Raw genomic sequence first — 25,236 nt, 5'->3', positions numbered from 1 at the left:
GGCGTGTCCGTGACGGGCTCTACTTCACCGAGTCGGTGAGGTCCGCCAGGTCGCCGGCACCGTTCTCGAGCAGCTCGGCGGCCACGCGGCCACCGACCTCGAGTGCTTCGGCGAGACGGTCCTGCGCGGATCCCTCGAGCACGGCCGCGTGCGACGCCGTGCGGTACTCGGCGCCGTCGGGGCTGTAGACGGTGGCGGAGACGAGCAGGAGCTCGGCGTCCACGACCGCGGTCGCACCGATCGGGGCGGAACAGCCGGCCTCGAGCTTCGCCAGGACCTCGCGCTCGGCCGACACCGTCAGGCGGGTCGGGGCGTGCTCGATCTTGCGCAGCGCGGCGAGCAGGTTCGTGTCGGTCTCAGCAGCACGGGTCTCGATCGCCAGCGCGCCCTGCCCCGGAGCACTCGGCCAGAAGCCGAGGTCGAGCAGTTCGGTGGCGGCCGACAGGCGGTCGATGCGGGTGAGCCCGGCGGCGGCGAGCACGACGGCGTCGAGGTCGTCGTCGACGCGACCGAGCCGGGTGTCGATGTTGCCGCGGATGTCGATGACGTCCAGGTCGGGGCGCTTCGCCTTGAGCTGCGCGACGCGACGCGGTGAGCCCGTGCCGACCTTCGCACCCTCGGGCAGGCTCTCGACGGTCGCGCCGTTCCGCGCCACGAGGACGTCGCGGGCGTCGGCACGCTTCGGTACGGCAGCGATCGTCAGGCCCGGGTACGGCGCGGTCGGCAGGTCCTTGAGCGAGTGCACCAGGACGTCGACCTCGCCGGCGACCAGGGCTTCACGCAGGGCGCTGGCGAACACACCCGTGCCCCCCAGCGACGCGAGCGAGGCGCGGTTCGTGTCGCCCTCGCTCGTGACGGTGACGAGCTCGACCGGGCGACCGGACGCCGCTGCCAGGCGGTCGGCGACGTCCTGCGACTGCGCGACCGCGAGCCGGCTGGCGCGGGTGCCCAGCCGGATCGGGGTCGGTGCGTCGGTCACGGAGCGACGCCAGCGGCGGCGGGCTTGAAGCCGGCGCGGACGTTCTCGCAGCAACCCGGGCGGCAGACGTCGTACCAGGGGCCGATGTCGGTCAGGTGCGGACGCTCGCTGGTGGGGGTGCCGTTGACGCGCTCGAGCACCAGGTCGACGAGACCGGAGACGTAGGCCGGGTCGACACCGGGGGTCTGCGTGCGGACCGACCAGAAGCCGAGCTCCTGCGCGGTCTCGGTGGCTTCCTCGTCGAGGTCCCACATGACCTCCATGTGGTCGCTCACGAAACCGAGCGGGACGATGAGCACGGCGCGGGTCGAGCCGCCCTTGAGCTCCTCGTTCATGTAGTCGTTGATGTCGGGCTCGAGCCACGGCTGCGTCGGGGGGCCGGAGCGCGACTGGTAGACGAGCTTCCACGCGGGCTTGGACGTGCCCTGCAGGTGCGCGTGCTCGGGCTGCTCGAGCAGCTCCGCCCAGGCCTGGTCGAGGACGACCTGCGCGACGGCGAGGTGCTGGGCCTCGTAGGCGCCGTGCTCGTCGAAGCCGCGGTAGTCCGGGCCGGACTTCGCAGCGTCGGTCGACGGGATCGAGTGGGTCGAGAACAGCACGTGCAGCTCGGTCGCGACGTCGAGGCCGTCGTTCTCGGCGATGGCCTTCGCCATGCCGTCACGGACGCCGTCGACGAACGGGCGGACGAAGCCGGGGTGGTCGAAGAACTGCCGGATCTTGTCGATCTCGATGGTGCCGAGCAGACCGGTCTCGTCGAGCACGCGCGCGTAGTCCTCGCGGTACTGGCGGCAGCTCGAGAACGACGAGTAGGCGCTCGTGGCGATCGCGATGAGCTTGTTGTAGCCCTTGTCGGCGGCCTCGGTGAAGGCGCCTTCCAGGTAGGGCTCCCAGTTGCGGTTGCCCCAGAGCACCGGCATGTCGATGCCGCGCGAGGCCAACTCGGCCTCGAGCGCCGCCTTCAACGCGCGGTTCTGCGCGTTGATCGGGCTCACGCCGCCGAAGTGCCGGTAGTGGTGCGCGACCTCCTCCAGACGCTCGTCGGGGATGCCGCGGCCGCGGGTGACGTTGCGCAGGAAGGGGATGACGTCGTCCTGGCCCTCGGGGCCACCGAAGCCGGCGAGCAGGATCGCGTCGTACGCGGTCGGGACCTCGACGTGCTCCGGGCCGGAAGCGGCCGCGGGGGTGGCGGCGAGGACGGGCTGACCGTTCGTGATCAGGCTGGTGTCGGTCATGACAGCACCTCCGGGAGTTCGGCGGTCGTCACGCGACGACCCGTGAAGAAGGGGACCTCTTCGCGCACGTGCAGACGGGCCTCGGTGGCACGCAGGTCGCGCATGAGGTCGACGAGGTCGACGAGCTCAGGGCTCTCGAGCGGCAGGATCCACTCGTAGTCGCTCAGGGCGAAGGTGGCGATGGTGTTCGTCAGGACGCGGCGGTACTTGGCGCCGGCGATCCCGTGGTCGCGCAGCATCTTCGAGCGCTCGTCTTCAGGCAGCAGGTACCACTCGAAGGAACGGACGAAGGGGTACACCGTGATCCACGCCTCGGGGTCCTTGCCACGCAGGAACGCGGGCGTGTGCCGCTTGTTGAACTCGGCTTCGCGGTGCATCGCCATCACGTGCCACACCGGTTCGGTGTCCTGGAACAGCCCGGTGCGGCGGATCTCGCGCAGCACGGCCTGGATGACCTGCGCGTCGTCGCCGTGCAGCCAGATCATGACGTCGGCGTCGGCGCGGAAGCCGGAGACGTCGTAGAAGCCACGGACGGTCACCCCGCGCTCGGCAGCGGACGCGACCACGGCGTCGAGCTCGGCCACGGCGTCGCCACCGACGCGGTGGACCGGGCCGAGTGGCCTGCGGAACACGGCCCAGAGGGCGTACGCCGTCATGAGGTTGGGATCGATCCCCGTCGCGGGGTCGGTCTCGTGCGGAGAGGTGTGCGCGGATGCAGGAGCGGGCGCGTCGGAACTCATGGGTCCTTGTCCTATCGGTTGCCAGGGTTGTGGCCGCCCCGCACCCGGTGGACCGCGCTCGGGCGGTCTACCGCCGTCGGAGCACCATCACGACGATACCCCCGACCACCGCTACTCCGGCTGCGAGGCCGGCCAGGTACGGGACCGGCTTCTCGTCGATGCCGCGCTTGACCTTCGACGCCGCGATGCCGATCTGCTTCGGCACGTTGAGCTTGTCCTCGATCGCGTCGAGGGTGTCGAACAGCTGGGCGCGGGTCGCGGCGACGCGGTCTGCGAGATCGTCGTGCGGATCGGTCACGGTTCCTCCGTCGGTGGTGCGGCTGTCGGGGCTCAGAACCGGCCGCCGACGTCCGGCTTGCGGCTGCCGTACTGGCTCGGCGGAGTGGGCTTCTTGCCCATCCCCTTCACCGCGTTGATGTCGTTCTTGACGCTGTCGATCGTGCGCTTCGGCGTGATCGGGAGGCCCTTCTTCAGGCGCTTCCAGCCGATCCACCCGAGGATGGCGGCGACGATCAGCATCACCACGGCGATCACGATCGCTGCGAGCCAGGCCGGCATCACGGTCGCCAGGCCCATCACGGCGGCGGTCAGGAGCACGCCGATCGCGTAGAGCACGATGACGAGTGCACCGACCAGCAGCCCCGCGGCGAGCCCGAAGATCTTGGCCTTCGTGAGCATCTCGGCCTTGAGCAGGTCGATCTCACCCTTGACCAGGCCCTTGACGAGCTTCGGGACGTCGCCCACCAGACCGAACAGCGAACGCGACTTGCGGTCGCGGGTGTCGGTCATGAGGTGGTGGTGTCCTTCTTCTGGCCGACCTTGCGGACGGCCTTCTTGGTCGTCTCACCGATGAACTCGGCGACGTCCGGGGTCTTGTCGGCGATGAAGTCCTCGGCGACGTGCACGCCCTTCTGGACGCCGTTGCTGTTCCAGACCTTGCCGCTGACGGTCTTGATCTGCTCGTACCGCGCCCGTCCGGCTCGCGATCCCAGGACGTACCCGAGTGCGGCGCCGGCGACGAACAGGAGCTTTCCGCGCATGTGCGATTCCTCCGTTGGTTCAGTGTGCGGTGGTCATGCGCCGAACGGAATACGTCCGACGGTCTCACCAACAGTAGCCCCCGGGCGGTCTGGGGTCCGCTCAGGAATCCAGGATCTGTCCAGCGGCGGTGCGGGCGGCCGCGGTGATCCCGGCCAGGCCACGTCCGGAGCTGGCCTCGCCGATGCCGACGACCCCCTCGGCCAGCCCGGCAGCGGTCAGGTCCGGACCGTGCCAGCGGACGCGCGCAGCGCCCGCGACCTGCGTCGCCGTCAGGGGGACGCCGAGCAGCGTGGCCGCGTCGTGCAGCGCTCGGGTGCCGACGGGTCCGTCCGGGTCGACCGGGAGGCTCGTGGCCGCGTCGTCGGGACCGCTCGCGCCCGGTGCGCTGGTCGCGTCGGCGGGCGTCGCGTAGCTCAGACGCAGCACGTGGCGGCCGGCAGCCGCCTCGGCGAGCCACGGCCACTTCACCGTCGCGTGCGTCAGGGCCTTCGCCGACACGGCCTGCGCGTCCGGGTGCACGAGCATCCCGGTCCCGCGGGGGGCTGCGTCGAGCTCGGGCTGGTCGACGACGAGCGTGACGAGCTCGATCCCGGTCCGGTCCGGCGCCGCGGTGCGCTCGGGATCGGGCACCGACGACAGGGTGTGCTGCGCGGGCAGGCGTTCGACCGTGCCGTCGGCGGAGACGACCTCGACCGCGTGCGCCTCGATCCGCGTCGCCCGGGTGTGCAGCCGGATGTCGACGCGGTAGGTCTCCATGTCGGCGACGAGTTCGTCCACGAGCCGGACGATCCCGCCGCGGATCCCCTGCACCGGGGTACCGGCGGCCGCGCGGGCCCGGAGTGCCAGGACCGCGCGGGCCAGCGAGCCCTCGCGGAGCAGTGCCGCACGGAGGCCGGGAGCCACCCGCTCCGGGTCGAGCTGGTCCGGGTGGGTGGAGTGCACCCCGCCGGCGATCGGGACGACCAGGTCGTCGAGGACCCGCTCCCCCATGCGCCGCCGGACGAGTTCACCCAGGGACTCCGCCTTGGCGCCGACCGGTCCGGGCAGCAGCGAGTCCATCTGTGCACGGAGCCCGCCCTTCTGCCCGACCACGGCGAGCACGTCGGCGGCCATCGGGGTGCTCGGGATGCCGAGGAGCCCCGTCGCGGGGATCGGCGACGTCCGGCCGTCACGGGTCATCAACCAGGCACCGCGCGGGTCCGGGGCGACGACGTCGTTGCCGAGCCCGAGTTCGATCGCCAGGCGGCCGACGGCGTCCGTGCGGGTCGCGAACGAGTCCGCTGCCATGTCGAGGTCGAGGCCGCCGACCGTGTGCCGCCGGATCATGCCGCCCAGCACGCCGGACGACTCGACGAGCACGACGTCCGCGCCGCCCTTCGCCAGGTCACGGGCCGTGACGAGTCCGGCGATCCCGCCGCCGACCACGACGACGTCGGTCACGCGGCAGCTCCATCAGTCCCGTCACCGAGCGAGTGGACCAGCTCGACGACGCGCGTCAACACCGTCGGGTCGGTCTCGGGCGGCACACCGTGGCCGAGGTTCACGACGTGGGCGCGGGCGGCGCCACCGCGGCGGACGACCTCGCGCACGTGCGCTTCGAGGACCTCCCACGGGGCCGCGAGCATCGCCGGGTCGATGTTGCCCTGCACGCTGACGCCGGTACCGACGCGGCGGACGGCCTCGTCGAGCGGGAGCCGCCAGTCGACCCCGACCGCGTCGACGCCGACCGTGTCGGTGCCGAGCGTGGTCATGTCGGCGAGGACCTCGCCGCTGCCGACACCGAAGTGGATGCGCGGCACGCCCAGGTCGGTCACGTGGGACAGCGCCTGCGCCGAGTGCGGTGCGACGTACCGGACGTAGTCGGCGCGCGACAGGGACCCGACCCACGAGTCGAAGAGCTGTGCGGCCGAGGCCCCGGCGAGCACCTGGGCCCGGAGGAACGCCCCCGACACCTCGGCCGCCCAGGCCAGCAGCCGCGACCAGGTCTCCGGCTCCGCGTGCATGAGGGTCCGTGCGCGGATGTGGTCCTTCGACGGGCCGCCCTCGACCAGGTACGCGGCGAGCGTGAAGGGTGCGCCTGCGAATCCGATCAGCGGGGTGTCGCCGAGCTGCTCGACCGTGCGGGCGACCGCCTGCCGGATCGGCTCGAGGGCCGCCGGGTCCAGCGGCTCGAGGGCGTCGACGTCCGCCGCGGTGCGGATCGGCGAGCCGAGCACGGGGCCGCGACCGGGGACGATCTCGACGTCCACGCCCGCGAGCTTGATCGGCACGACGATGTCGCTGAAGAAGATGCCGGCGTCCACCCCGTGCCGGCGGACGGGCTGCAGCGTGATCTCCGACGCCATCTCGGGGTCGAGGCACGCGTCGAGCATGGCCGTGCCCACCCGGAGCTCGCGGTACTCGGGCAACGACCGACCGGCCTGCCGCATGAACCACACCGGCAGCGTCTCCGGACGGTCACCCCGCAGGGCCCGGACGAGGCGGGACCCGCTCGTCCGCCCTGATGCCAGGGGGTGGGAGTCGGGGAGGGATGTGGTCGTCGCGTCGGTCACCGGATGATTGTCCCATCGAGCGCGTTACCATTGGCTACGTGCTCATCTGTCTCACGGCGTCGCATCGCAACGCCAGCTTCGACCTCTTGGAGCGACTGAGCATCGCTGCCCCGGCCGCAGCAGGCCACCTCGTGACGGATTCCGACGTCCTGGACGGCGCCGTCGTCCTCGCCACCTGCAACCGTTTCGAGGCCTACCTCGACATCGCCGGCGACGACCGCGACTCCGCCGTCGCCGCCACCGTGCAGGCCGTGGCCGCTGCGAGCGACCTGGACGCCACCGAACTGCGTGATTCGGTCAACGTGCTCGGCGGCAAGGACGTCGTGCAGCACCTGTTCGCCGTGTCGAGCGGGCTCGAGTCCGTCGTCGTCGGCGAGACCGAGATCTCCGGCCAGGTCCGCCGCTCGCTCGAGGACGCCCGGAGCAACGGCACCACCACCTCGGACCTCGAGCGGCTGTTCCAGGAAGCCGCCCACACCTCGCGCGGCGTCAAGACCCGCACCCGGATCGGTGCCGCCGGTCGTTCGCTCGTGCGCCTCGGCCTGCAGCTCGCGTCGTCGCGCGTCACCGACTGGGCCCACACCCGCGTGCTGCTGATCGGCACCGGCAGCTACGCGGCCACCACCATCGCGGCCCTGCGCGACCGCGGCGCCGTGCACATCCAGGTGTTCTCGCCCTCGGGCCGTGCCGCCTGGTTCGCCGCGAAGCACGACCTCGTCGCCGCCCGTGACCTGCGCCACGCGATCGGCACCAGCGACGTCGTGATCACCTGCACGTCGAGCGAGCTCCCGGTCGTCGCACCGGCCGACCTCGACGACGGCATCCGCCGCATCGTCATCGACCTCGGACTCCCCCGCAACGTCGACCCGGCTGCCGCCGGTGTCGACGGCGTCGAGCTGCTCGACCTCGAGACGATCAGCCTGCACGCCCCGATCTCCGAGCTGAACGCCGAGTCCGAGGCCCGCGCGATGGTCGACGACGCCGTGTCCCGCTTCCGGGCGCAGGCGCTCGAGCAGTCCACCACCCCGGCCCTCGTCGCCTTCCGCAAGCACGTGTTCGACATCCTCGACGACGAGATCGACCGTGCGAAGCGCCGCGGTGACGCCGACGGCGAGTCCGCCGAGCACACCGAGCGCGCCCTCCGGCACCTGGTGGGCGTCCTGCTGCACCGCCCGTCGGTCCGGGCCCGCGAGCTCGGCCGCGCCGGCCGTGGCGAGGAGTTCGTCGGGGCCATCGACGCCCTGTTCGGCGTGCGACCCGAGCCCGAGGCAGAGCTGCCGGCGCCCGTCGTCCCGCTCGCCGACCGCACCGCCCTGGACCCGACCGTCTCGAAGCGCGCCGACGAGGCGGACGCGAGCTGAGCCTCCCGGCCGACACGACCCAGCCACCCACGCTGCGGGTCAGCGCGCTCCTGCTGGTGCGGGACCGACGCGTCCTGATGGTGCGTGCGCGAGCGCGCGACGTGCTCTACCTGCCCGGCGGCAAGGCCGAGCCGCACGAGACCGACCTCGACGCCGCCATCCGCGAAGCACACGAGGAGACCGGCCTGCGGGTGACCGCCGATGACGTCGACCCGTTCGGTGTCGTCCTCGAGCCGGCCCACGGGCAGGCGCCAGGCACCATGGTCGCGATGACCCTGTTCCTGGTCCGACCAGGAGGCCCGTTGGACTCCGCCACGCCCGTCGCCTCGGCAGAGGTCGACGAGGTCGAGTGGGTCACCTCGGCGGACGCCGGTCGCTGCCCGCCAGCGGGCGTGGAGACGCTCCGCCGCCTGGTGGCGGCGGAGCGCATCGACTAGTCGTCAGGCCTGGTCCTTGTCGACGTAGTGACCGGTCTCGCCGTCCTGCGTCGGTTCGGCCTCGCCGGGGATGTCCGACTCGACGTACTCGCCGTCGGGTCCGCTCGACTCCGGGCGGGCCTCGCCCGGGATGTCGCTCGCGACGAACTCGCCGACGGGTTCCGTCGTCGTGACGCGCTCCTCGCCGGGGATGTCGCTGTCCGTGAAGGCACCTGCGCGGGTCTCGACCCCGTCCGCGCGGCCCTCGTCGCCACGTGCCTGTTCGTGCTTGCCCGTCATGTCCGACCTCCGCTGCTCGGGTTCCTTGCTCCGGAGTGTGCTCGCGGTCCCTGGATGCCGACCGAACCGCGATCTCCCGGTGGTGGTTGCCTGTGCACCATGCAACGCAGCAGTCGATCGAAGTTCCTGCTCGCCGTCACCGGGCTCGTCGCAGTCGGGGCGTTGGCGGGTTGTGCCTCCGGCGGGGAACCCTCCGCCACCGAGACGGTGACCGCACCCGCGCCGTCGCCGTCCGCGTCGTCGTCCTCGTCGGCGTCGTCGTCGTCCGCGACCCCGTCGTCCGGCTCGTCGGCGTCAGCCGGCACCGGTTCCGGGTCTTCCGGGTCCGGGTCGTCGGGGTCCGGGTCGTCGGGGTCCGGGTCGGCCGCTGGCGGTCGCTGTGCCGCGTCCTCGCTCGCCGCCAGCATCGAGCCGGGCAGCGGCGGTGCGGCCGGCAGCGTCATCGTGCACCTCGCCCTGCAGAACACCGGCTCGACCACCTGCACCCTGCAGGGCTGGCCGGGCGTCTCGTTCGTCGGCGGCGGCAACGGCACCCAGATCGGTGCTGCAGCGACCCAGGAGAAGAGCTCACCGCACCCGACCGTGACCCTGGCCGCCGGGCAGACCGCCGTGGCGCCGCTCAAGATCGTCCAGGCCGGGAACTACTCCAAGGCCGACTGCTCGCCGAAGACCCCGGACGGCTTCCGCGTGTACCCGCCCGGATCCAAGCAGTCGCTGTTCGTGAAGGACGCTGACTACCAGGCGTGCTCGTCCGCCGATGCGTCGCTGCTGTCCGTGCAGGCGCTCGTGCCGGAGGGGCAGGCGACGTCGTAGCGGATGATCAGCGGGTGGTGACCACGAGCTTCCCGGACCGTGCTCCGTCCTCCATGTCGCGGTGAGCTTGCACGATGTCCTCGAGCGGGTAGACCTTCGCGATCGGTACCGTCGCGGTCCCTGCCGCCACGGAGTCGAGGAAGCCCTGCAGCACCGGTACCGGCAGGTCGCTGGCTCCGCCGGAGTACGCGGTGAGCCGGACCCCGTTGGGGATCACGTCCATCGGGTAGAAGTCGGGGATGGTCCAGACATCGGAGAGCATCCCGGTGAACGACACGGTGCCGTGCACGGCGGTGGCCCGCAACGTGTCGGGCAGGGTGTCGGTACCGATGAGCTCCACGGCACCGTCCACGCCGGCTGGCACGATGCGGCGGACCTCGTCGGCGATGCTCCCGGTGTCGATCACGACGTGGTCGGCACCTGCGCGGCGCAGCCGCTCGGTACGGTCCGGGTTGCGACTGGTGGCGATGACGGTCATCCCCCGCTGCTTCGCCAGGACGATGCACGCGAGCCCGACCGACGAGGTGCCGCCACGGACCAGGAGCGTGTCGCCCGGCTGCGCGTCCACACCCACCGTGAGGGAGCCGTGCGCGGTCTGCAGCATCTCGGGGACGGCACCGATCGTGGCCCAGTCGAGGGTGCTCGTGAACGGCACGACGCTGCTGGCCGGCACGAGGGTGTACTCGGCGTAGCCGCCGTCGTGGTCGCGGCCCATCCCTCCCATCAGGGCGGCGACCTGCGTTCCGACCGCGTACTCGCCGCCGGGTGCTGCCACCACGGTCCCCACCGCTTCGATCCCGGGTACCCGCGGGAAACTCCCGAAGTGCCCCATGCCACGGCGGAAGTGCAGCTCGGATCGGTTCAGACCGAAGGCCTCCACCCGGATCAGCACCAGGCCCGGAGCGGGGGTGGGTACCGGGACCTCACGCAGTCGCAGGACCTCGGGACCACCGGGCGCATCGATGACCACAGCGCGCATCGTCGCCGTCATCGCGCACCCTCCAGCGCAGCCTGCAGCCGACCGAGGACGGCAGTCGCGGAGGCGATCGCCTCGATGTCAGCGGCGGCGAGCACGGTGTCCAGCGCCGCTTCGAATCGCTCCCGCGACACGGCGACGGCTTCCCGACCTTGAGCTGAGAGGGTGCTGCGCACGCTGCGGCGGTCACCCGGATCCGTCGCTCGTTCGACGAGACCGTCGGCGGCGAGCCGGTCGAGGAGACGACTGGCCGCTGCGATCGACGTGCCGACCCCGGTCGCGACGTCCTGCACGCGGGCTCCGGTCGGCGCCGCGTGGACGACCCGCAGGACCTCCAAGCGGGCCAGGCTCAACACGCCCTCCCCGCGCATGCGCTTCTCCACCGCGTTCCACAGATCGGTCTCGTGCCGCACCAGGGCGGTGAAGTACTCGCGGGCACGAGATCCTCGCTCGTTCCCGGCTGTCTCGCTGTGGGATGTCGATTGCGTGCTCATGCGGCGATCCTACGCTGGTTGCTTGCTATGTAAAGTAGTTGGCGCACGCTCTCTCCGCTCCGTCGACAGGACCACCATGACCACCGACACCCGCACCGCCATGCAGCGATTCGTCGAGTTCATCAACACCGGCGACGCGTCGATCGGCCGTCAGGTGATCTCACCTGACGCGGAGTTCCTCACGCCGTTCTCGCCGGAGCCGTTTCGTGGCCTCGAGGGGTACCTGCAGATCCTGTCGATCATGCGGAGCGCGTTCTCGGACGTCCAGTGGCGCATCGAGCGGCTCGTCGTCGAGGGCGACTCCGTCGCAGCGCGGTTCGAGCTCCGGGGCACGCACGACGGGGATTTCCTCGGGACCGCCCCCACCGGGCGGCCGGTGGCCGTTCACGCGAGCAACTTCTACGTCTTCGAGGACGGCCTGATCGTCGACGAGGTCGGGCAGCCGGACCTGATGGGTCTGCTCCGTCAGATCGGCGCACTCCGCTGAGGGTCGCCGGGGGTCAGGACTCGGGGTCGTCCATGATCTCGCGGACCTCCTGTGCGCACCGGCAGGACCCCGCGAACCGGGCCGCCCACGTCAGCGCCTCGGAACGGCTGTCGACGTCCACCACGCAGAACCCGCCGATGAAGGTGTCCTTGCCGGGCCGGGTGCCGGGATCGTGGACGGTGCCGTCGGTGTCGACGACCGCGCCGTCGGACGCCTCGAGCATGCCTCCGCCGAACACCCACGCGCCAGCCGCCTTCGCCTGACGGACGACGGCGTGCGTCGCTTCGGAGACGGCAGCCAGTTCGGCCATCGGGAACACCATCGTGCCCTCGTCGAAGGAGATCAGGTACCGGGTCATGCCCAGCATCATGCTCCTCAGCGGCGAGCGGGGGCGTGCACTGCCTCGAGCAGTTCGGTGCCCATGGTCCGCAGTGCCTCGATGACCGCGAGGCGCCGCTGCAACGAGGCGTCGTCGAACGTCACCGTCACGGCGTAGCTCACCGACGAGCCCGGACCCCGGAGGATCCCGGCCTCGGCACGGACGCCCGTACTCGACCCGGTGACCGCGACGACCTGCAACCCGTGGTCGAGCGCACGGTGCGCCAGGGGATCGAGGCCGAACGAGCCGGCGACCAGGTTCAGATCGCTCGCCAGCGACAGCCAGCCGAGCACCCGGTTCGAGACCGCTTCGTCCACGACCTCGCCGAGCGCCAGTCCGCGCATCACCCACGCGAGCTCACCCGTCGGGGCCACCGAGGCATCCGGGGCGTCGTCCGGACCACGACGGTCGCGCACCCGGTCGATCAGCGCGGTCCGCTCGATGCCGAGCGACTCCGCACGCTCGCGGACGGCGTCGATGCCGACCGTCGACAGCAGTGCGTTCATCGCCCAGGTGTCACCGGTGGCGCCGACCAGGGTCGCCAGGTCGGGCACCTGCATCGTCGGTTCCTGCAGGAACTGCCACAGCCCGGCGCCGGTCGCGGTGTCCCGTGCCATGCGCTGGAGGCGGTCGCCGTGCAGGCGTCCGTCCTCGAGCTGTGCCGCGACCTCGATCAGCAGCAGCACCCTGCCGAGGCTCGCGACGGGCTGCACGACGGTGTCGTCGATCGCGAGCAGGGCCTTGCCGGTCGAGGTGTCGATCACCGAGGCGCTGACGCCGGCGCCGTCGAGGGCGAGGGCACCGAGGGCCTCGGTCGTGGCGCCGAAGCGGTCGTCCGGCCGACCGCTGTGCCGACCGCGGGCCCGACCGCCACCATCCGAGCGGTCCTCCGGCCGCCGACGGCGTGACGACCGAGCCGCGTCCGGCTCCACCATCACCAGATCGCGACGCGCTCGGCGGGGTCGAGGTACATCGCGTCCTTCTCGGTCACGCCGAACGTGTCGTAGTAGCCGTCGATGTTGCGGACGACCTGGTTGCACCGGAACTCGTTCGGCGAGTGCGGGTCGATCGACAGCAGGCGCGCGGCTTCCTCCGGACGGATCGCCATCTGCCACGCCTGCGCCCAGCTCAGGAAGAACCGCTCGGCACCGGTCAGGCCGTCGACGACCGGGGGCTCCTGACCGTCGAGCGACAGCAGGTACGCCTTCCACGCGATCGACAGGCCACCGAGGTCGCCGATGTTCTCGCCGATCGTCAGGGCACCGTTGACGTGGCCGTCCGGCACCTCGGTCGGGACGAGCGCGTCGTACTGGGCGATGAGGGCCTTCGTGCGCTCCTCGAACGCCGTGCGGTCGGCCTCGGTCCACCAGTTCTCGAGCTTGCCGTCGCCGTCGTACTGCGAGCCCTGGTCGTCGAAGCCGTGCCCGATCTCGTGGCCGATGACGGCACCGATCGCACCGTAGTTGGCGGCGGCGTCGCGGTCGGCGTCGAAGAACGGGAACTGCAGGATCGCCGCGGGGAACACGATCTCGTTGAAACCGGGGTTGTAGTACGCGTTGATCGTCTGCGGGGTCATGAACCACTCGTCGCGGTCGATCGGCTTGCCGATCTTGCCGAGCTCGCGGTCGACCTGGAACGACGCGACGGCGCGGACGTTCGCGACGAGGTCGTCGGGCACGACCGGCAGCGCCGAGTAGTCGCGCCACTTGACCGGGTACCCGATCTTCGGCGTGAACTTGTCGAGCTTGTCGAGGGCACGCGCACGGGTCTCGTCGGTCATCCAGTCGAGCGCCGTGATGCTCTGCCGGTACGCCTCGACCAGGTTGGCGACGAGGTCGTCCATCGTGGCCTTCGAGGTCTCGTCGAAGTGCTCCTGCACGTAGATCCGGCCGACGGCCTCGCCCATCGCGCCCTCGACCAGGGAGACGCCGCGCTTCCAGCGCTCGCGCTGCTTCGGCGCCCCGGTGAGGGCGGTGCCGTAGAACGAGAAGTTCGTGGCCGAGAACGCGCTCGTCAGGTACGCGGCCGAGCCACGGATGACCTGCCAGCGCAGCCAGTCCTTCCAGACCTCGAGCGGCTGGTCGCGCAGGAGCTCGGCAAGGCCCGTGATGAACGACGGCTCGCGGACCACGACCGTCTCGAACGCGCCGGCCGGTGCGTCGATGGCCTGCCACCACGTCTGCAGGTCGATGCCCTCGGCGAGCGCCGCGACCTCGGCCCAGGGCAGCTTGTTGTAGGTCTTCTGGCTGTCGCGGGTGGTGACGTTGTCCCAGTGCTTCGACGCCAGGGCCGTCTCGAGCGCGATGACGTGCTCGGTGCGGTCGCCGCCGTCCTCGAACCCGGCGAGCGGGAACATCGCCGCGACGAACTCGCGGTACTTCGTCCGGATGTCTGCGAAGCGCTCTTCGCGGTAGTAGGACTCGTCGGGCAGACCGAGGCCGGACTGCTCGAGGAACACGACGTAGGACTCGGGGTCGCCCGGGTCGTTGTCGACGAAGAGCTGCAGGAAGCTCGGCAGCCCCAGGCGCTCGAAGCGTCCGACGGTGGCGATGAGCTCGGGCACGGACTCGATGGCCGTGATCTCGGCGAGCAGCGGCTCGATCGGCGCGGTGGCGAGCTCTTCGAGCCGTGCTTCGTCGGTGAAGGACGAGAAGAGGTCACCGACCTTGCGCTCCTCGGTGCCGGGGGCGGCCTGCTGCGAGCGCTCGATGATCGCGCGGACGGCGAGTTCGGCGGCCTCGGCCAGCACCGTGAAGGAGCCGTAGCGGGCCTTGTCGTCGGGGATCGGCGTCTCGGCGATCCAGGTGCCGTTCACGTGGCGGTACAGGTCGTCCTGGGGGCGCACCGCGGGGTCGAGTTCGTCAGTGTGGATGCCGGAGGCACGTGCGACGTCGGTCATGCGGTCCACGATAGCCACCGACGCCATGCAGCAGGTCGGTGTCCGTCGTCACCTGCGCACGGCTGCCGGTACGGTCATCGCATGGGACTTCCGTGGAAGCTGCACGGCGACGGCAGGACCGTCTCCGCGACGACGATCGTGGCACCGGACGAGCGACTGACCTGGGCCCGGACGATCGGTCTCGGCGTGCAGCACGTCGTCGCGATGTTCGGCGCCACCTTCCTGGTGCCGCTGCTGACGGGGTTCCCGCCGTCGACGACCCTGCTGTTCAGCGGCATCGGCACGATCCTGTTCCTGCTCATCACCGGCAACCGCCTGCCGAGCTACCTCGGGTCGTCGTTCGCCTTCATCGCACCGATCGGTGCTGCCACCAAGATCGGCGGCATCCCCCTCGCCCTGTCGGGCATCATCGTCGTCGGCGCCCTGCTCGCGATCGTCGGGCTCGTCGTGCACCTGGCCGGCGCCGGGTGGATCGACCGCCTGATGCCGCCGGTGGTGTCCGGCGCGATCGTCGCCCTGATCGGGTTCAACCTGGCACCTGCGGCGAAGGACAACTTCACGGCCGCCCCGGTCGTCGCGGTCATCACCCTCGCCGCGATCATCCTGGTCACCGTCCTGTTCAAGGGGCTGATCGGTCGCCTGTCCATCGTCATCGGCGTGCTCATCGGCTACGTGGCGGCGCTCATCGGCGGTCAGGTCGACTACTCGAAGGTCGGCGACGCGAAGTGGATCGGCTTGCCGACGTTCACCGCTCCCGCGTTCGACCCGTCGCAGCTCGCGATCTACCTGGCGTTCGTGCCGGTCGTGCTGGCGCTCGTCGCCGAGAACGTCGGCCACGTGAAGGGTGTCGGACAGCTCACCGGCCGCGACCTCACGCCCCTCACCGGCCGGGCGCTCTTCGCCGACGGCATCTCCACCGTGCTCGCCGGTGCCGGCGGCGGCTCCGCCACCACCACCTACGGCGAGAACATCGGCGTCATGGCCGCCACCCGTGTCTTCTCCACCGCCGCGTACTGGGTCGCCGCGATCGCCGCCGTCCTGCTCGGCCTCTCCCCGAAGATCGGTGCGGTCATCTCCTCCGTCCCCGCCGGCGTGCTCGGCGGCGCGACCACCGCCCTGTACGGTCTGATCGGTGTCATCGGCATCCGGATCTGGGTCGAGAACCGGGTCGACTTCTCGAAGCCGAAGAACCAGCTGACCGCTGGCATCGCGCTCATCATCGGCATCGCGGACTTCACGTTCGCGTTCGGCCAGGCGAGCTTCGGCGGCATCATCCTCGGCACCATCGCCGCGATCGTCGTCTACCACCTGATGGACCTGATCGGGCGGGCGCGCGGCACCGACGAGGCGACGCCCGTCACCTCCGAAGAGGCACACGCCGCCACCGGCGGTGTCCCCGCCGAACCACGCGCCGACTGACGCGAGTGGTCGGCCGGAACGCGCGTCCGGCCTGACGACGTGGGACCACCGGACGGGAGGCCCGTGGCGGCGCCGCCACGGGCCTCCCGTCCGTCATGACGCACGTCGACGACGTGGGCCGGCCTTGACACCCACGTCCAGTCATGCGGTCACGACCGCGACGGCGCTAGCGTCGGACCGTGACCGACTTCGTCCGCTACCAGAGCGCGGTGCCCAACCGACGTGGTCGTTTCCCCGGGATCTTCGCGCTGACCAACGGTCTGCGCGCGGCCGGAGCCCTCTCCGACACCGACGACCGCTGGCTGGTCGCCGCGAACCAGCGAGCAGAGGGGCTGTACGTGAACCCCTCGACCGTGGAGACGCGGCTCTTCGACGAGGCACGCAATCCAGGGGCGCGATCCTGGTTCCGGACGAGTGCCACGGCCCTGCTCACGATGAGCGCGGACTACCTCGACCTGCTCGACCGGTACGGAGTCGCGTGGGTGGAGCTGCGGACCAACAGCCCTGGACGGATCGCCTACCAAGACGACGTGCAGATCGTGGCAGTGCCGCTGACCCACCCGTCGGACTGGCCGTTCTGAGCCGGTGTGCTGAGATTGCACGATGAGCACGCACCTCGAGCGCACGCGCACCTTCACCGCGATGCACGTCCCCGGCGCACCCGTTGTCCTGCCGAACGTGTGGGACGTCGCGTCCGCACGCATCGTCCTCTCGGCCGGGGCGGATGCGATCGCGACGACGAGCGCCGGCGTCGCGTGGTCACGCGGCCACCGCGACGGCAACGATCTGACCCGGGACGGCGCGCTGGACGCCGTGCGGCCGATCGCAGCGGCAGTCGACGTCCCGTTCACCGCCGACATCGAGCGCGGGTACGGCGAGACACCGGGCGACGTCGCCTCGACCGTGTCCGCGTTCCTCGAGCTCGGCGTCTCCGGCGTGAACATCGAGGACTCCCTCCGGCCGGTGGCGGAACAGGAGGACCGCATCCGCGCAGCCCGCCAGGCTGCGGATGACGCCGGCATCCCACTCTTCGTCAACGCTCGGATCGACACCCACCTGCTGGGCGTGCCCGGGAGCGACGCCTGGGCGGAGGAGACGCTCACCCGTGCGAACGCCTACGCCAGGGCCGGCGCCAGTGGCGTCTTCGTGCTCGGAGCGCTGTCGGCCGCCACGATCTCGATGCTCGTGGACGCGATCGAGCTGCCCCTCAACGTCGCGTTCGGGCCCGGGACCCTGTCGGTCGGTGACCTCGCCCAGGCGGGGGCGAGCCGGGTCAGCGCTGGATCGGCGATCGCCGAAGCCGCGTACAGCGTCGCCGGCGACTGGGCTGCACAGATGATCGGCACGCCGGGTGCTGTCGTCTCGGCACCACCGACGCTCGGCTGGGCCGCGATCAACGAGGTCGTCCGCGACTGATCCCCGGAGCCGGCGCCGAGGGTGTAAAACTCGCAGGTTCCGTCCGCCGGGTCCTTCTCAAGGAGGAGGTTCGCCGACCCCACATCTCGTGTCCGGGGAGGACGCGGTGGTGTGGTCACGCTCCCTACCGTGGTCTCGTCGGGATGTACCCGACGTGGTGGAGGGTGATGATGACGATGACGAACACGCCGGCAACTGTGGATCGCCGTGGGGTGGTGTGCTTCACGTTGGCGGGAGCGCTCACGATCGCAGTGGTCGTGTGGCCGGCAGCGATCGCCGGTTGGGCCTCGGGGACGCACCTGTCCGTCGCGGCGCTTCCCGGAGCCGTGGCCTCGGGGTTCGCGCAGTGGGTGGGGTCCGGGCGGACGTCGAGTTCGCCGTTGGCCGCCGCGGTGTCGTACTGGACCGTGTTCCACGTCGTGAAGGCGATCGTCGCGGTCGCCCTGCTGGTCGTCTTGGTCCCGGTCGGGCAACGTGTCTGGACCGCGTTCGCACGGGCGCGATCGCGGGGGCGTCGCGTCGGGCTGTTCCTGGTCGGCGTCCTGGGTGCTCCGATCGCCCCGGTCGTGCTGCTGGTCGTGATGGCGAACGTGCAGGGTGCGGTGGCGCCGCTGTCATCGGTGCTGAACTTCCTCCCGATGGACGGCACCTCGGTGCTGCAGGTCCGCGGTGAGCTCGCGTCCGGGACGATGACCCCGCCGTTGGCCGCACTCATCGATGACTTCCGCCGCTACCACGCAGCGCTCGTCGTGACCGCGGTCGCTGCGATCATCGTGGTCGTCGCCGGGACGGTGGCGATCTGGGTGCAGCGTGCCCGCACTCGGAAGTCCGATCGGCATCTCCGCCGGGTGCTCGCCGGCGGCGGGATACTGCTCCCCGGGATGCTGCTGTTCCTCGGGATCGTGCTCCTGGCGAACCTGTCGACCGTCTCGGACACGGCACCCGCCCTGGCCGCGTTCTTCGACGGCAGCGGGATGTGAGGGTCCTGGGTCACGACAGCACGGTGCGGCAGCGGTGGCGGGCGCACCCGATCGTGGCGGATGCCGTCATCGCCGGTGCTCTCGCCGTCGCGGTGGCACCGCAGCTGGTCTTCCACGCCCGGGCCGGTGACCCGCTGCTCGTGGCGTACGTCACGCTGTCGCTGACGATGATCGCGCCGCTGACTGTGCGTCGACGATGGCCAGTGGCCATCTTCTTCGGCATCAGCGTCGTCGCTGCCGTGCAGTGGTCGATCGGGGTGCAGCTCGCTGCGGACGTGAGCGTGCTGGTGGCGCTGGCGACGGTCGCCGCCCACCGCCCGGTGCGGGACACCGCGGTCGCGGTCGGGATCGCCGAGGTGGGCGCGGTGGCCGCGTCCGTCACGTGGCCGCACGGGCTCCACGTCACCGAGATGCTGACCGTCCTCACCGTGTTCGTCCTCGCGGCGACCGCGTGCGGTGCGTCGGTCCGCAACCACCGCCGCGTGGTCGCGGTCCTGCAGGAGCAGAGCGCTCGGGCACAGCGTGAACGTGAGCAGCAGACTCTGCTCGCGGTCGCCGACGAGCGCACCCGGATCGCGCGGGACATGCACGACGTCACCGCCCACGGCCTCGCCGTGATCGTCACCCTCGCGGCAGCCAGTACCGGCAGGGCGGCTCGGCAACCGGAGCGCGTGGACGAGGCCGTCGGGTTGATCGAACGCACCGCCCGCACGGCTCTTGCCGACACCCGTCACGCGGTCGGGACGATCCGAGCGAGCGATGGACTGCTGCCCACGCCGAGCATCGACGGGGTACCCGCGCTGCTCGACCTCGTCACCGCAGCCGGCCTGCGCGCCACACTGCAGACCGACGGCGCCGTCGACCGAGTTCCGGCAGCGATCGGGGTCGCCGTGTACCGGGTGACCCAGGAGGCCATCACGAACACCCTCAAGCACGCGAGCGCGACCACGTTCACCGTGAACATCACGGCCTCGCGAGACGAGCTCGTCCTCGGCATCGAGGACGACGGCACCGGAGGCGCGCACGAGACCCGAGCCGGCGGCTCCGGGCTGGTCGGGATGGAAGAACGCGTCACCCAGCTCGGCGGCATCCTCGAGGCGGGACCCGATGGCACCCGTGGATGGCGGATCGCTGCTTCGATCCCCCTCGCCATCCGGCCCGGAGGAGCACGAGCATGACCATCCGCGTGCTCCTCGTCGACGACCAGGCCCTCATCCGGATGGGGTTCCGGCTCATCCTCGACGACACAGAGGACATCACGGTCGTCGGCGAGGCCCCGGACGGTCGGAGCGCCATCCGTCAGGCGAACGCACTTCGCCCGGACGTGATCCTCCTCGACATCCGGATGCCCGGCATGGACGGTCTCGAAGCCACCGGACGACTCCTCGCCGACGACCCCGACGCGAAGATCCTGATCCTGACCACCTTCGACCTCGACGAGTACGCCTACCGGGCGCTCCGTGCCGGTGCCAGCGGATTCCTGTTGAAGGACGCGCCGGTCGCCGAGCTCCTCGCGGGCGTCCGCGCCGTCGCTGCCGGCCATGCCGTGACCGCGCCCCGCATCACACGGCTCCTGCTCGATCGCTTCGCACCGCAACTCCCCACCGGGCCGCTGCAGGCACCGGACGGGCGCGCACTCCCGAACCTCACCCAGCGGGAGAACGAGGTGCTCCTCCTCGTCGCGAAGGGCCAGTCGAACGCCGAGATCGCCGCAGCGCTCGGCATCGGCGAGGTCACCGTCAAGACCCACGTCGCCGGAGTCCTCACCAAGCTCGGCCTCCGCAACCGCATCGCCGCAGCGATCTACGCCCACGAACACCACCTCACCTGATCGACAGCGAGGCGGGCACCGTCTGACACACTCAGTCGGGTGATCGCGCTCGTCTCTGCCCCGACGAATCTCGGCCTGCGGCCACCAGAGCCAGGCGCGGTGCCCGGCACGGCGAAAGCACCCGAGGCGCTCCGCGAAGCCGGCCTCCACCGCCGGTTCGCGGAGCAGGGAGCTGCTGATGCCGGCGTGGTCGTTCCCGGCCGTTACGTCGACGATGACGCAACCCGTGCTCCCGGTGTCGTTCGCAACGAACGCGCCGTGATCGACCACGCGCGGCGGCTCGCCGACCGCATCGACACGGTGCTCGCCTCCGGAGCCGCACCGTTGGTCATCGGCGGAGACTGCAGCGTACTGCTCGGCGCTGGCCTCGCGATGAAACGACGGGACGGCGTCGGATTGGTGCACGTCGATGGCCACACCGACTTCCGGAACCCGGGCAACAGCGACGTGTGCGCGAGCGTGGCCGGGGAGGACCTCGCCGCCGCCGTCGGGCACCACTGGCCGGCGCTGGCCGACATCGACGGTGCCGGCCCGTACTTCGATGCTGCACGAACTGCTCACGTCGGCTGTCGTGACGACGACGCCGAGCTCGCGGAGGTCCGCTCTGTGCTCGGCGCAGTCGTCCCGACCTCGGAGTGGCGCGCCCGTGGCACTGCCACAGTCGTCAAGGCCCTGCGGACGACGGCGGGTGCGGCGGGCTACTGGTTGCAGGTCGACGTCGACGTGCTCGACGCAGCGGTGATGCCCGCCGTCGACAGTCCCGACCCGGGCGGCTGCACGCCACACGAGCTGATCGAGCTGCTCCGCGCGCTCGCTCCCCGTGCCGTCGGCGCATCGATCACCGTCTACGATCCGGATCTCGACCCGGACGGCACGCATGCCCGACTCCTGACAGAGGTCCTCACAGCCAGCCTCGGCGGCCTCGGCGGTGAGCTGCAGGAGCCGCGACCTGCAGCGGATCGGTGATCAGGACGCCTGCTCAGCCGAGGCCGAGGCAGAACGCCATGACGGCTTGCTGTACCGGGAGGAGTCCGGCCTTGAAGTCGTGTCCGACGAATGCGGCGTGTTCGACAGCGTCGACACTGACCTCACGGCCGCGGAGGAACGGCGGACACGGGTTGAAGCGGACTCCCGGCGGCGCGAGGTCGAGGAGGGCCGCCGTGATCCGATAGTGCTCGAGCGCGTCAGCGTGCGCACCGGGACCGTCAGTGAGGACCACGTCCGCAGACCGAACAGCTGCCTCGAGGTCGTCGGTCCACGCAGCCCCCGGGGTTGCGAGTTCGGCCGGGCAGCACTGGATGAGGTCGAGGTGCAAGACGCGAGCGGCTTCCTGCCACGCCCTGGCGATGTTGCCGTCCGCGCCCACGAAGAGGAAGCGCATCGCGGTGATGTCGCCCCGCTGCTGCAAGGCGTGAAGGTCGGACAGCACCTCGCACGGATGGTTGTCGTCCGTCATCGCGTTCACGACCGGCAACGCGTGAGCCGCAGCCAAGGCCTGGACCACGGCGAGGTCGTGGTGGCGCACCACGACGATGTCGACCCAGTTCTCGAGGTAGCGAACGACATCTGACAGCGCCTCCGGCTTGTCGAGTGTCGTGTCCGGGAACACGATCGGTTCGAGCCCCATGAGCGAAGCGCCCCGCTCGAACGTCGCCCTGGTGCGCAGACTCGTCGGCGGGAAGAACATGACCGCCGCGCCATCCGTCACGGGCCCCCGGCCCGCACGGTATTCGTCAGCCAGGTCGAAGACTGCGTCGACGTCAGATGCAGACCAGTCATCGAGCTTGACGAGAGAACGCATCCGAGCAGCGTAGGGGCCGGGACACCGAGCCATCCAGCAGGACCGGCCAAGTCGACGATGGCGACCATCACCGGGTGTGCGAACGATGCCCGTGCCCCATCCCCGCCAGAATGGCCCGGTGCCCCGAACGATGACAGCCGCAATCACTGCCGAACGGCGTGCGGTCGATCGCGACATCGTGCGGCTGGCCGTGCCCGCGCTCGGCGCGCTCGTGGTCGAGCCGCTCTTCCTGCTCACCGACACCGCACTCGTCGGGCACCTCGGTGCGACACCCTTGGCGGCCGTCGGACTCGCGAGTGCCGTGCTGTCGACCGTGACCGGGCTGCTGGTGTTCCTGGCGTACTCGACGACGCCGGCCGTGGCCCGCGCGCTCGGCGGGGGCGACCGACGAGGCGCAGTGCACGCCGGCATCGACGGGATGTGGCTCGCGCTCGTGCTGGGAGTGGTCCTCGCGCTCGTCGGGTGGCCGCTCGCCGGGCCGCTCGTCGACCTGTTCGGTGCGTCGCCCGACGTCTCGGCGGCGGCGACCGCGTACCTGACGGTGTCGCTCATCGGGCTGCCCGGGATCCTGGTCGTCACCGCCTCGACCGGGCTGCTGCGCGGGCTGCAGGACACGAAGACCCCGCTCGTCGTCGCGACCATCGGGTTCGTCGCGAACGGGCTGTTGAACGCCGTCCTGATCTACGGCGCGGGGTGGGGCGTCGAGGGGTCCGCCGCCGGCACCGTCATCGTGCAGTGGGCGATGGCGATCGTCTACGTCCGGATCGCGGTGCGCGCCGCGCGATCGTCGGGAGCGCCGCTGCGGCCCGGCGCCTCGGGCGTCGTCCGGGCGCTGCGGTCCGGGGCCTGGCTGTTCCTGCGGACCGCGTCGTTGCGGATCGCGATGCTCGCGACCGTCGGGGCCGCTGCCGGGCTCGGGACCGCGGGACTCGCGACCACGCAGGTCGGGCTGACGGTGTTCTCGACCCTGGCGTTCGCGCTCGATGCCCTGGCCATCGCCGGGCAGGCGCTCGTCGGGCACGGGCTCGGGGCGCGGGACCCTGAGCGGGTCCGGCTGGTGACGCGGCGGCTCGTACTGCTCGGGATCATCGGTGGGGCGCTGCTCGGGGCGCTGACCCTGGCCGTGAGCGGAGTGCTCGGGCCGGTGTTCTCCGACTCGTCCGCCGTGCGGGACGCGCTGCCGCTCGTGCTGGTGCTCATCGCCGTCGGGATGCCCGTCGCCGGGTACGTGTTCGTGCTCGACGGGGTGCTGATCGGCGCCGGGGATGCGCGGTACCTGGCGATCGCGGGAGGCGTGAACCTGGTCGTGTACCTGCCGCTGCTGTGGTGGGCCGGCGGGACGCTCGCCGGGTTGTGGGCGGCGTTCGCCCTCGGGTACATCGGGGTCCGGGCGGTGACGCTCGGGGTGCGCGCGCATCGGCGTGGATGGGTGGAACAGGCGTTGGCGCGGTGAGCGATTCTTCTGTTGCGTCGTCTTCTGTGGCGTCGTCGGCCGTGCTCGCCACGGTCGGGATCGGGGTGCAGGGCGTCGCGAAGCTGCTCGTGACCGTCGTCGTCGGGCGGGTGTTCGGCACCGAGACCCTCGGGCAGACCACGGCGCTGTTGTCCCTGTCGGTGTTCGTCGCGCTGCTCTGGCCGAACGCCGCGGGCAACACCGCCTCTCGGTACCTGGCGATCGCGTTGCGGGGTCGGCGGTCGGACGCCGCGGTGAACAGGGTGCTCGGGCTGTCGATGCTGGTGTCGACCGTGGTGCTCGCCGCGGTCACCGTGCCGATCGCGGTCGCCTGGGGCAACGGCCCCGGCATGGTGCTCGGTGGTGTCGGGGTCGTCGTCGGCTACGGCCTGTACTGCTACGCCCGCGGAGCGCAGCTCGGCTACGGCCGGGCACCGCGGGTCGCGCTCTGGGACTCGGTGACGAGCGTGCTCGCGCTCGGGATGCTCGTGGTGGCGTGCGTCGCTCGGCTCGAGCCCTTCGTGCTGCTGCCGCTGGCCATCGGGTACACGGTGTTCGCGATCGCGTGCTGGCCTCGGGGGAACGACTTCGGCCCTGCGGCTCGTGAACCCGCTGCCGGGGCGCTCGGGTTCGCGGCGTGGAACGTGCTGGCGGTGGTGACCTCGAACGGGTTGCTGCAGTTGACGATGATCTCGGCGCAGGTGACCTCGTCGGCGCACGAGGCCGGGGTCTACGCGGCGGCGTTCACCCTGGCGACGCCGGCGTCGATGCTCGGGCAGGCGTTGGGGCAGGTGCTCGTACCGGCGTTCGCGCACCGGACGGATGGTGGGTCCTTGCGGTCTCGCGGAGCGCTGATGCTCGTCGTCGGGTTCGCCGCTGCTTCTGCCGTTGTGTTCGGTCTGGTGGCGCTGCTCGCCGGGTGGTTCCTGCCGATCGTCTACCCCGCCGAGGGCGCTGCCGCCGTGGCGGACCTGCGGTACTTGATGGTCGCGGTGTGGGTGTTCACCGTCGGGCTCGTGCCTGCGGCGCTGCTGCTCGCATCGGGGCGGTCACGGCAGGTGGCGTTGGCCTCGGTCGCCGGGTTCGTCGTCGGTGCTGGGCTCATGGCGGTGCTCGGGCCGGTGGCCGGCGTCGCGGGTGGGACGACGGGGTTCTTGGTGGGGAGTGCTGTCAACCTCGTGGCGGTGGTGGGGCTCGGGGTGCGGCGGCGCTGATTCCTCCGCACGTGGTGGGCGTCGGTGGAACGCCTCGTTTGACGTCCCGTCATTCGGAATCGTTTCGGACCACCTATCCGAGAACGCCCCCATCAGGAAGCACGGGGCTCGAGGGGGGAGCTGGACCGCTGCGCACGAAGTCGCGGTAGTCGACCGGCTACCGGGACGGTTTGCGCTGGCTCGATTCTCACGAGAGGGACGACGGACAGTCGCCGCGCTTGACACGCTGCCCGCCTACTGTCGCTTGCGCTGTCACGGTGGTGGTCAGGTGCCGTGCCGCGGGGGGGGCTTCTAAAGGCGAGCTTCGCCCCCGCCTTCTGCGTTGGCCGGCGACCCAAGGAGAGTGGTGATCTGCACCGCGCTCCCTGTGACCAGCGGCGCGGCCGCCGCACGGAAGACCACCTGTTTTGGGTGGCGACCTCGGCGGGCTGGGCGGATGGACTCAGCTGCATG

Annotated in this window: 28 protein-coding genes; 13 read left to right on the top strand and 15 right to left on the bottom strand. The window is 71.1% G+C overall.

The annotated features are described in order from the left end of the window. Positions 1-19: 19 nt before the first annotated feature. The 8 genes from hemC to hemE all read right to left on the bottom strand — a co-directional run bounded on the left by hemC (position 20) and on the right by hemE (position 6,544). Positions 20-979, bottom strand: coding sequence for a hydroxymethylbilane synthase (gene hemC, locus EDF48_RS14690; RefSeq protein ID WP_131880877.1), 960 nt, complete (start codon positions 977-979; stop codon positions 20-22). Continuing rightward, positions 976-2,211 (bottom strand): ferrochelatase, encoded by a 1,236-nt coding sequence (locus EDF48_RS14685; protein WP_123294509.1) that lies wholly within the window; start codon positions 2,209-2,211, stop codon positions 976-978. Before EDF48_RS14685 ends, hemC begins: the two co-directional genes overlap by 4 nt. After that, positions 2,208-2,951, bottom strand: a complete 744-nt coding sequence (gene hemQ, locus EDF48_RS14680) for a hydrogen peroxide-dependent heme synthase (RefSeq protein ID WP_207906622.1) — start codon at positions 2,949-2,951, stop codon at positions 2,208-2,210. Before hemQ ends, EDF48_RS14685 begins: the two co-directional genes overlap by 4 nt. Before the next feature lie 67 nt (positions 2,952-3,018). Further along, positions 3,019-3,249, bottom strand: coding sequence for a DUF3618 domain-containing protein (locus tag EDF48_RS14675; RefSeq protein WP_111083767.1), 231 nt, complete (start codon positions 3,247-3,249; stop codon positions 3,019-3,021). Positions 3,250-3,281: 32 nt separating this feature from the next. Continuing rightward, positions 3,282-3,740, bottom strand: a complete 459-nt coding sequence (locus EDF48_RS14670) for a phage holin family protein (protein ID WP_111083766.1) — start codon at positions 3,738-3,740, stop codon at positions 3,282-3,284. After that, positions 3,737-3,991, bottom strand: a complete 255-nt coding sequence (locus tag EDF48_RS14665) for a hypothetical protein (protein ID WP_017887727.1) — start codon at positions 3,989-3,991, stop codon at positions 3,737-3,739. Before EDF48_RS14665 ends, EDF48_RS14670 begins: the two co-directional genes overlap by 4 nt. Positions 3,992-4,091: 100 nt before the next feature. Further along, positions 4,092-5,432 carry an FAD-dependent oxidoreductase gene (locus EDF48_RS14660; RefSeq protein WP_131880874.1) on the bottom strand — a complete coding sequence of 447 codons (1,341 nt, stop codon included), beginning with the start codon at positions 5,430-5,432 and terminating at the stop codon, positions 4,092-4,094. Continuing rightward, positions 5,429-6,544, bottom strand: coding sequence for a uroporphyrinogen decarboxylase (hemE, locus tag EDF48_RS14655; RefSeq protein WP_131880872.1), 1,116 nt, complete (start codon positions 6,542-6,544; stop codon positions 5,429-5,431). Before hemE ends, EDF48_RS14660 begins: the two co-directional genes overlap by 4 nt. Positions 6,545-6,582: 38 nt before the next feature. On the opposite strand from hemE, the gene EDF48_RS14650 reads away from it, so the two are divergent. Together EDF48_RS14650 and EDF48_RS14645 are read left to right on the top strand one after the other, a co-directional pair. After that, positions 6,583-7,905 (top strand): glutamyl-tRNA reductase, encoded by a 1,323-nt coding sequence (locus EDF48_RS14650; protein ID WP_123294506.1) that lies wholly within the window; start codon positions 6,583-6,585, stop codon positions 7,903-7,905. Further along, positions 7,902-8,342 carry an NUDIX domain-containing protein gene (locus tag EDF48_RS14645; RefSeq protein WP_279432386.1) on the top strand — a complete coding sequence of 147 codons (441 nt, stop codon included), beginning with the start codon at positions 7,902-7,904 and terminating at the stop codon, positions 8,340-8,342. Before EDF48_RS14650 ends, EDF48_RS14645 begins: the two co-directional genes overlap by 4 nt. A 3-nt stretch (positions 8,343-8,345) precedes the next feature. Here EDF48_RS14645 and EDF48_RS14640 read toward each other — a convergent pair whose 3' ends face one another. Next, positions 8,346-8,621, bottom strand: coding sequence for a hypothetical protein (locus EDF48_RS14640; protein ID WP_123294504.1), 276 nt, complete (start codon positions 8,619-8,621; stop codon positions 8,346-8,348). A gap of 99 nt (positions 8,622-8,720) precedes the next feature. Here EDF48_RS14640 and EDF48_RS14635 point away from each other — a divergent pair, with 99 nt between their 5' ends. Beyond that, a complete protein-coding gene (locus EDF48_RS14635; RefSeq protein WP_123294503.1) occupies positions 8,721-9,434 on the top strand; it encodes a DUF4232 domain-containing protein in 714 nt (237 codons plus the stop codon). A gap of 7 nt (positions 9,435-9,441) precedes the next feature. Here EDF48_RS14635 and EDF48_RS14630 read toward each other — a convergent pair whose 3' ends face one another. Continuing rightward, positions 9,442-10,425 carry a zinc-binding alcohol dehydrogenase family protein gene (locus tag EDF48_RS14630; RefSeq protein WP_131880869.1) on the bottom strand — a complete coding sequence of 328 codons (984 nt, stop codon included), beginning with the start codon at positions 10,423-10,425 and terminating at the stop codon, positions 9,442-9,444. After that, the gene (locus EDF48_RS14625; protein ID WP_131880867.1) at positions 10,422-10,904 is read right to left on the bottom strand and encodes a MarR family transcriptional regulator; all 483 of its coding nucleotides are present in this window, start codon (positions 10,902-10,904) and stop codon (positions 10,422-10,424) included. Before EDF48_RS14625 ends, EDF48_RS14630 begins: the two co-directional genes overlap by 4 nt. Before the next feature lie 76 nt (positions 10,905-10,980). Between EDF48_RS14625 and EDF48_RS14620 the strand changes: the two genes are divergently transcribed. Beyond that, positions 10,981-11,391, top strand: a complete 411-nt coding sequence (locus EDF48_RS14620; protein WP_131880865.1) for an ester cyclase — start codon at positions 10,981-10,983, stop codon at positions 11,389-11,391. Positions 11,392-11,404: 13 nt separating this feature from the next. Here EDF48_RS14620 and EDF48_RS14615 read toward each other — a convergent pair whose 3' ends face one another. From EDF48_RS14615 to EDF48_RS14605, 3 genes are read right to left on the bottom strand one after another with little or no spacing between them, the layout of a single operon-like run. Then, entirely contained in the window at positions 11,405-11,749 is a 345-nt protein-coding gene (locus EDF48_RS14615; RefSeq protein ID WP_131880863.1) for a YciI family protein, read from the bottom strand. Positions 11,750-11,766: 17 nt separating this feature from the next. Then, complete coding sequence (locus tag EDF48_RS14610; RefSeq protein ID WP_131880861.1) at positions 11,767-12,705, bottom strand: serine hydrolase; 939 nt, start codon at positions 12,703-12,705, stop codon at positions 11,767-11,769. After that, positions 12,705-14,669 carry a M13-type metalloendopeptidase gene (locus EDF48_RS14605; protein ID WP_131880858.1) on the bottom strand — a complete coding sequence of 655 codons (1,965 nt, stop codon included), beginning with the start codon at positions 14,667-14,669 and terminating at the stop codon, positions 12,705-12,707. The genes EDF48_RS14610 and EDF48_RS14605 overlap by 1 nt, the downstream gene beginning before the upstream one ends. Positions 14,670-14,750: 81 nt before the next feature. On the opposite strand from EDF48_RS14605, the gene EDF48_RS14600 reads away from it, so the two are divergent. The 7 genes from EDF48_RS14600 to EDF48_RS14570 all read left to right on the top strand — a co-directional run bounded on the left by EDF48_RS14600 (position 14,751) and on the right by EDF48_RS14570 (position 21,281). Next, a complete protein-coding gene (locus tag EDF48_RS14600) occupies positions 14,751-16,088 on the top strand; it encodes a solute carrier family 23 protein (RefSeq protein WP_131880856.1) in 1,338 nt (445 codons plus the stop codon). 179 nt (positions 16,089-16,267) lie between these two features. Continuing rightward, positions 16,268-16,669, top strand: a complete 402-nt coding sequence (locus EDF48_RS14595; protein WP_131880854.1) for a hypothetical protein — start codon at positions 16,268-16,270, stop codon at positions 16,667-16,669. Positions 16,670-16,691: 22 nt separating this feature from the next. Then, entirely contained in the window at positions 16,692-17,504 is an 813-nt protein-coding gene (locus EDF48_RS14590; protein WP_131880852.1) for an isocitrate lyase/phosphoenolpyruvate mutase family protein, read from the top strand. A 170-nt stretch (positions 17,505-17,674) separates the two neighbouring features. Continuing rightward, positions 17,675-18,484, top strand: a complete 810-nt coding sequence (locus EDF48_RS14585; RefSeq protein ID WP_131880850.1) for a hypothetical protein — start codon at positions 17,675-17,677, stop codon at positions 18,482-18,484. Between the two features lie 23 nt (positions 18,485-18,507). Beyond that, the gene (locus tag EDF48_RS14580; protein WP_131880848.1) at positions 18,508-19,662 is read left to right on the top strand and encodes a sensor histidine kinase; all 1,155 of its coding nucleotides are present in this window, start codon (positions 18,508-18,510) and stop codon (positions 19,660-19,662) included. Continuing rightward, positions 19,659-20,315, top strand: a complete 657-nt coding sequence (locus EDF48_RS14575) for a response regulator transcription factor (protein ID WP_131880846.1) — start codon at positions 19,659-19,661, stop codon at positions 20,313-20,315. Before EDF48_RS14580 ends, EDF48_RS14575 begins: the two co-directional genes overlap by 4 nt. A gap of 39 nt (positions 20,316-20,354) precedes the next feature. Continuing rightward, positions 20,355-21,281, top strand: coding sequence for an arginase family protein (locus tag EDF48_RS14570; protein WP_131880844.1), 927 nt, complete (start codon positions 20,355-20,357; stop codon positions 21,279-21,281). A 13-nt stretch (positions 21,282-21,294) separates the two neighbouring features. Here EDF48_RS14570 and EDF48_RS14565 read toward each other — a convergent pair whose 3' ends face one another. Continuing rightward, positions 21,295-22,116, bottom strand: a complete 822-nt coding sequence (locus tag EDF48_RS14565) for an ornithine carbamoyltransferase (protein WP_131880841.1) — start codon at positions 22,114-22,116, stop codon at positions 21,295-21,297. Between the two features lie 130 nt (positions 22,117-22,246). On the opposite strand from EDF48_RS14565, the gene EDF48_RS14560 reads away from it, so the two are divergent. Together EDF48_RS14560 and EDF48_RS14555 are read left to right on the top strand one after the other, a co-directional pair. Further along, positions 22,247-23,569, top strand: a complete 1,323-nt coding sequence (locus tag EDF48_RS14560) for an MATE family efflux transporter (protein ID WP_165932419.1) — start codon at positions 22,247-22,249, stop codon at positions 23,567-23,569. Continuing rightward, positions 23,566-24,783 (top strand): hypothetical protein, encoded by a 1,218-nt coding sequence (locus EDF48_RS14555; protein WP_131880839.1) that lies wholly within the window; start codon positions 23,566-23,568, stop codon positions 24,781-24,783. The genes EDF48_RS14560 and EDF48_RS14555 overlap by 4 nt, the downstream gene beginning before the upstream one ends. Positions 24,784-25,236 lie beyond the last annotated feature (453 nt).

It is taken from the genome of Curtobacterium sp. PhB191 (genome assembly GCF_004346515.1).
Taxonomy (GTDB): domain Bacteria; phylum Actinomycetota; class Actinomycetes; order Actinomycetales; family Microbacteriaceae; genus Curtobacterium.
The sequence above is the reverse complement of the archived record's forward strand: the minus strand, read 5'-3'. Positions and strand labels throughout refer to the sequence as shown.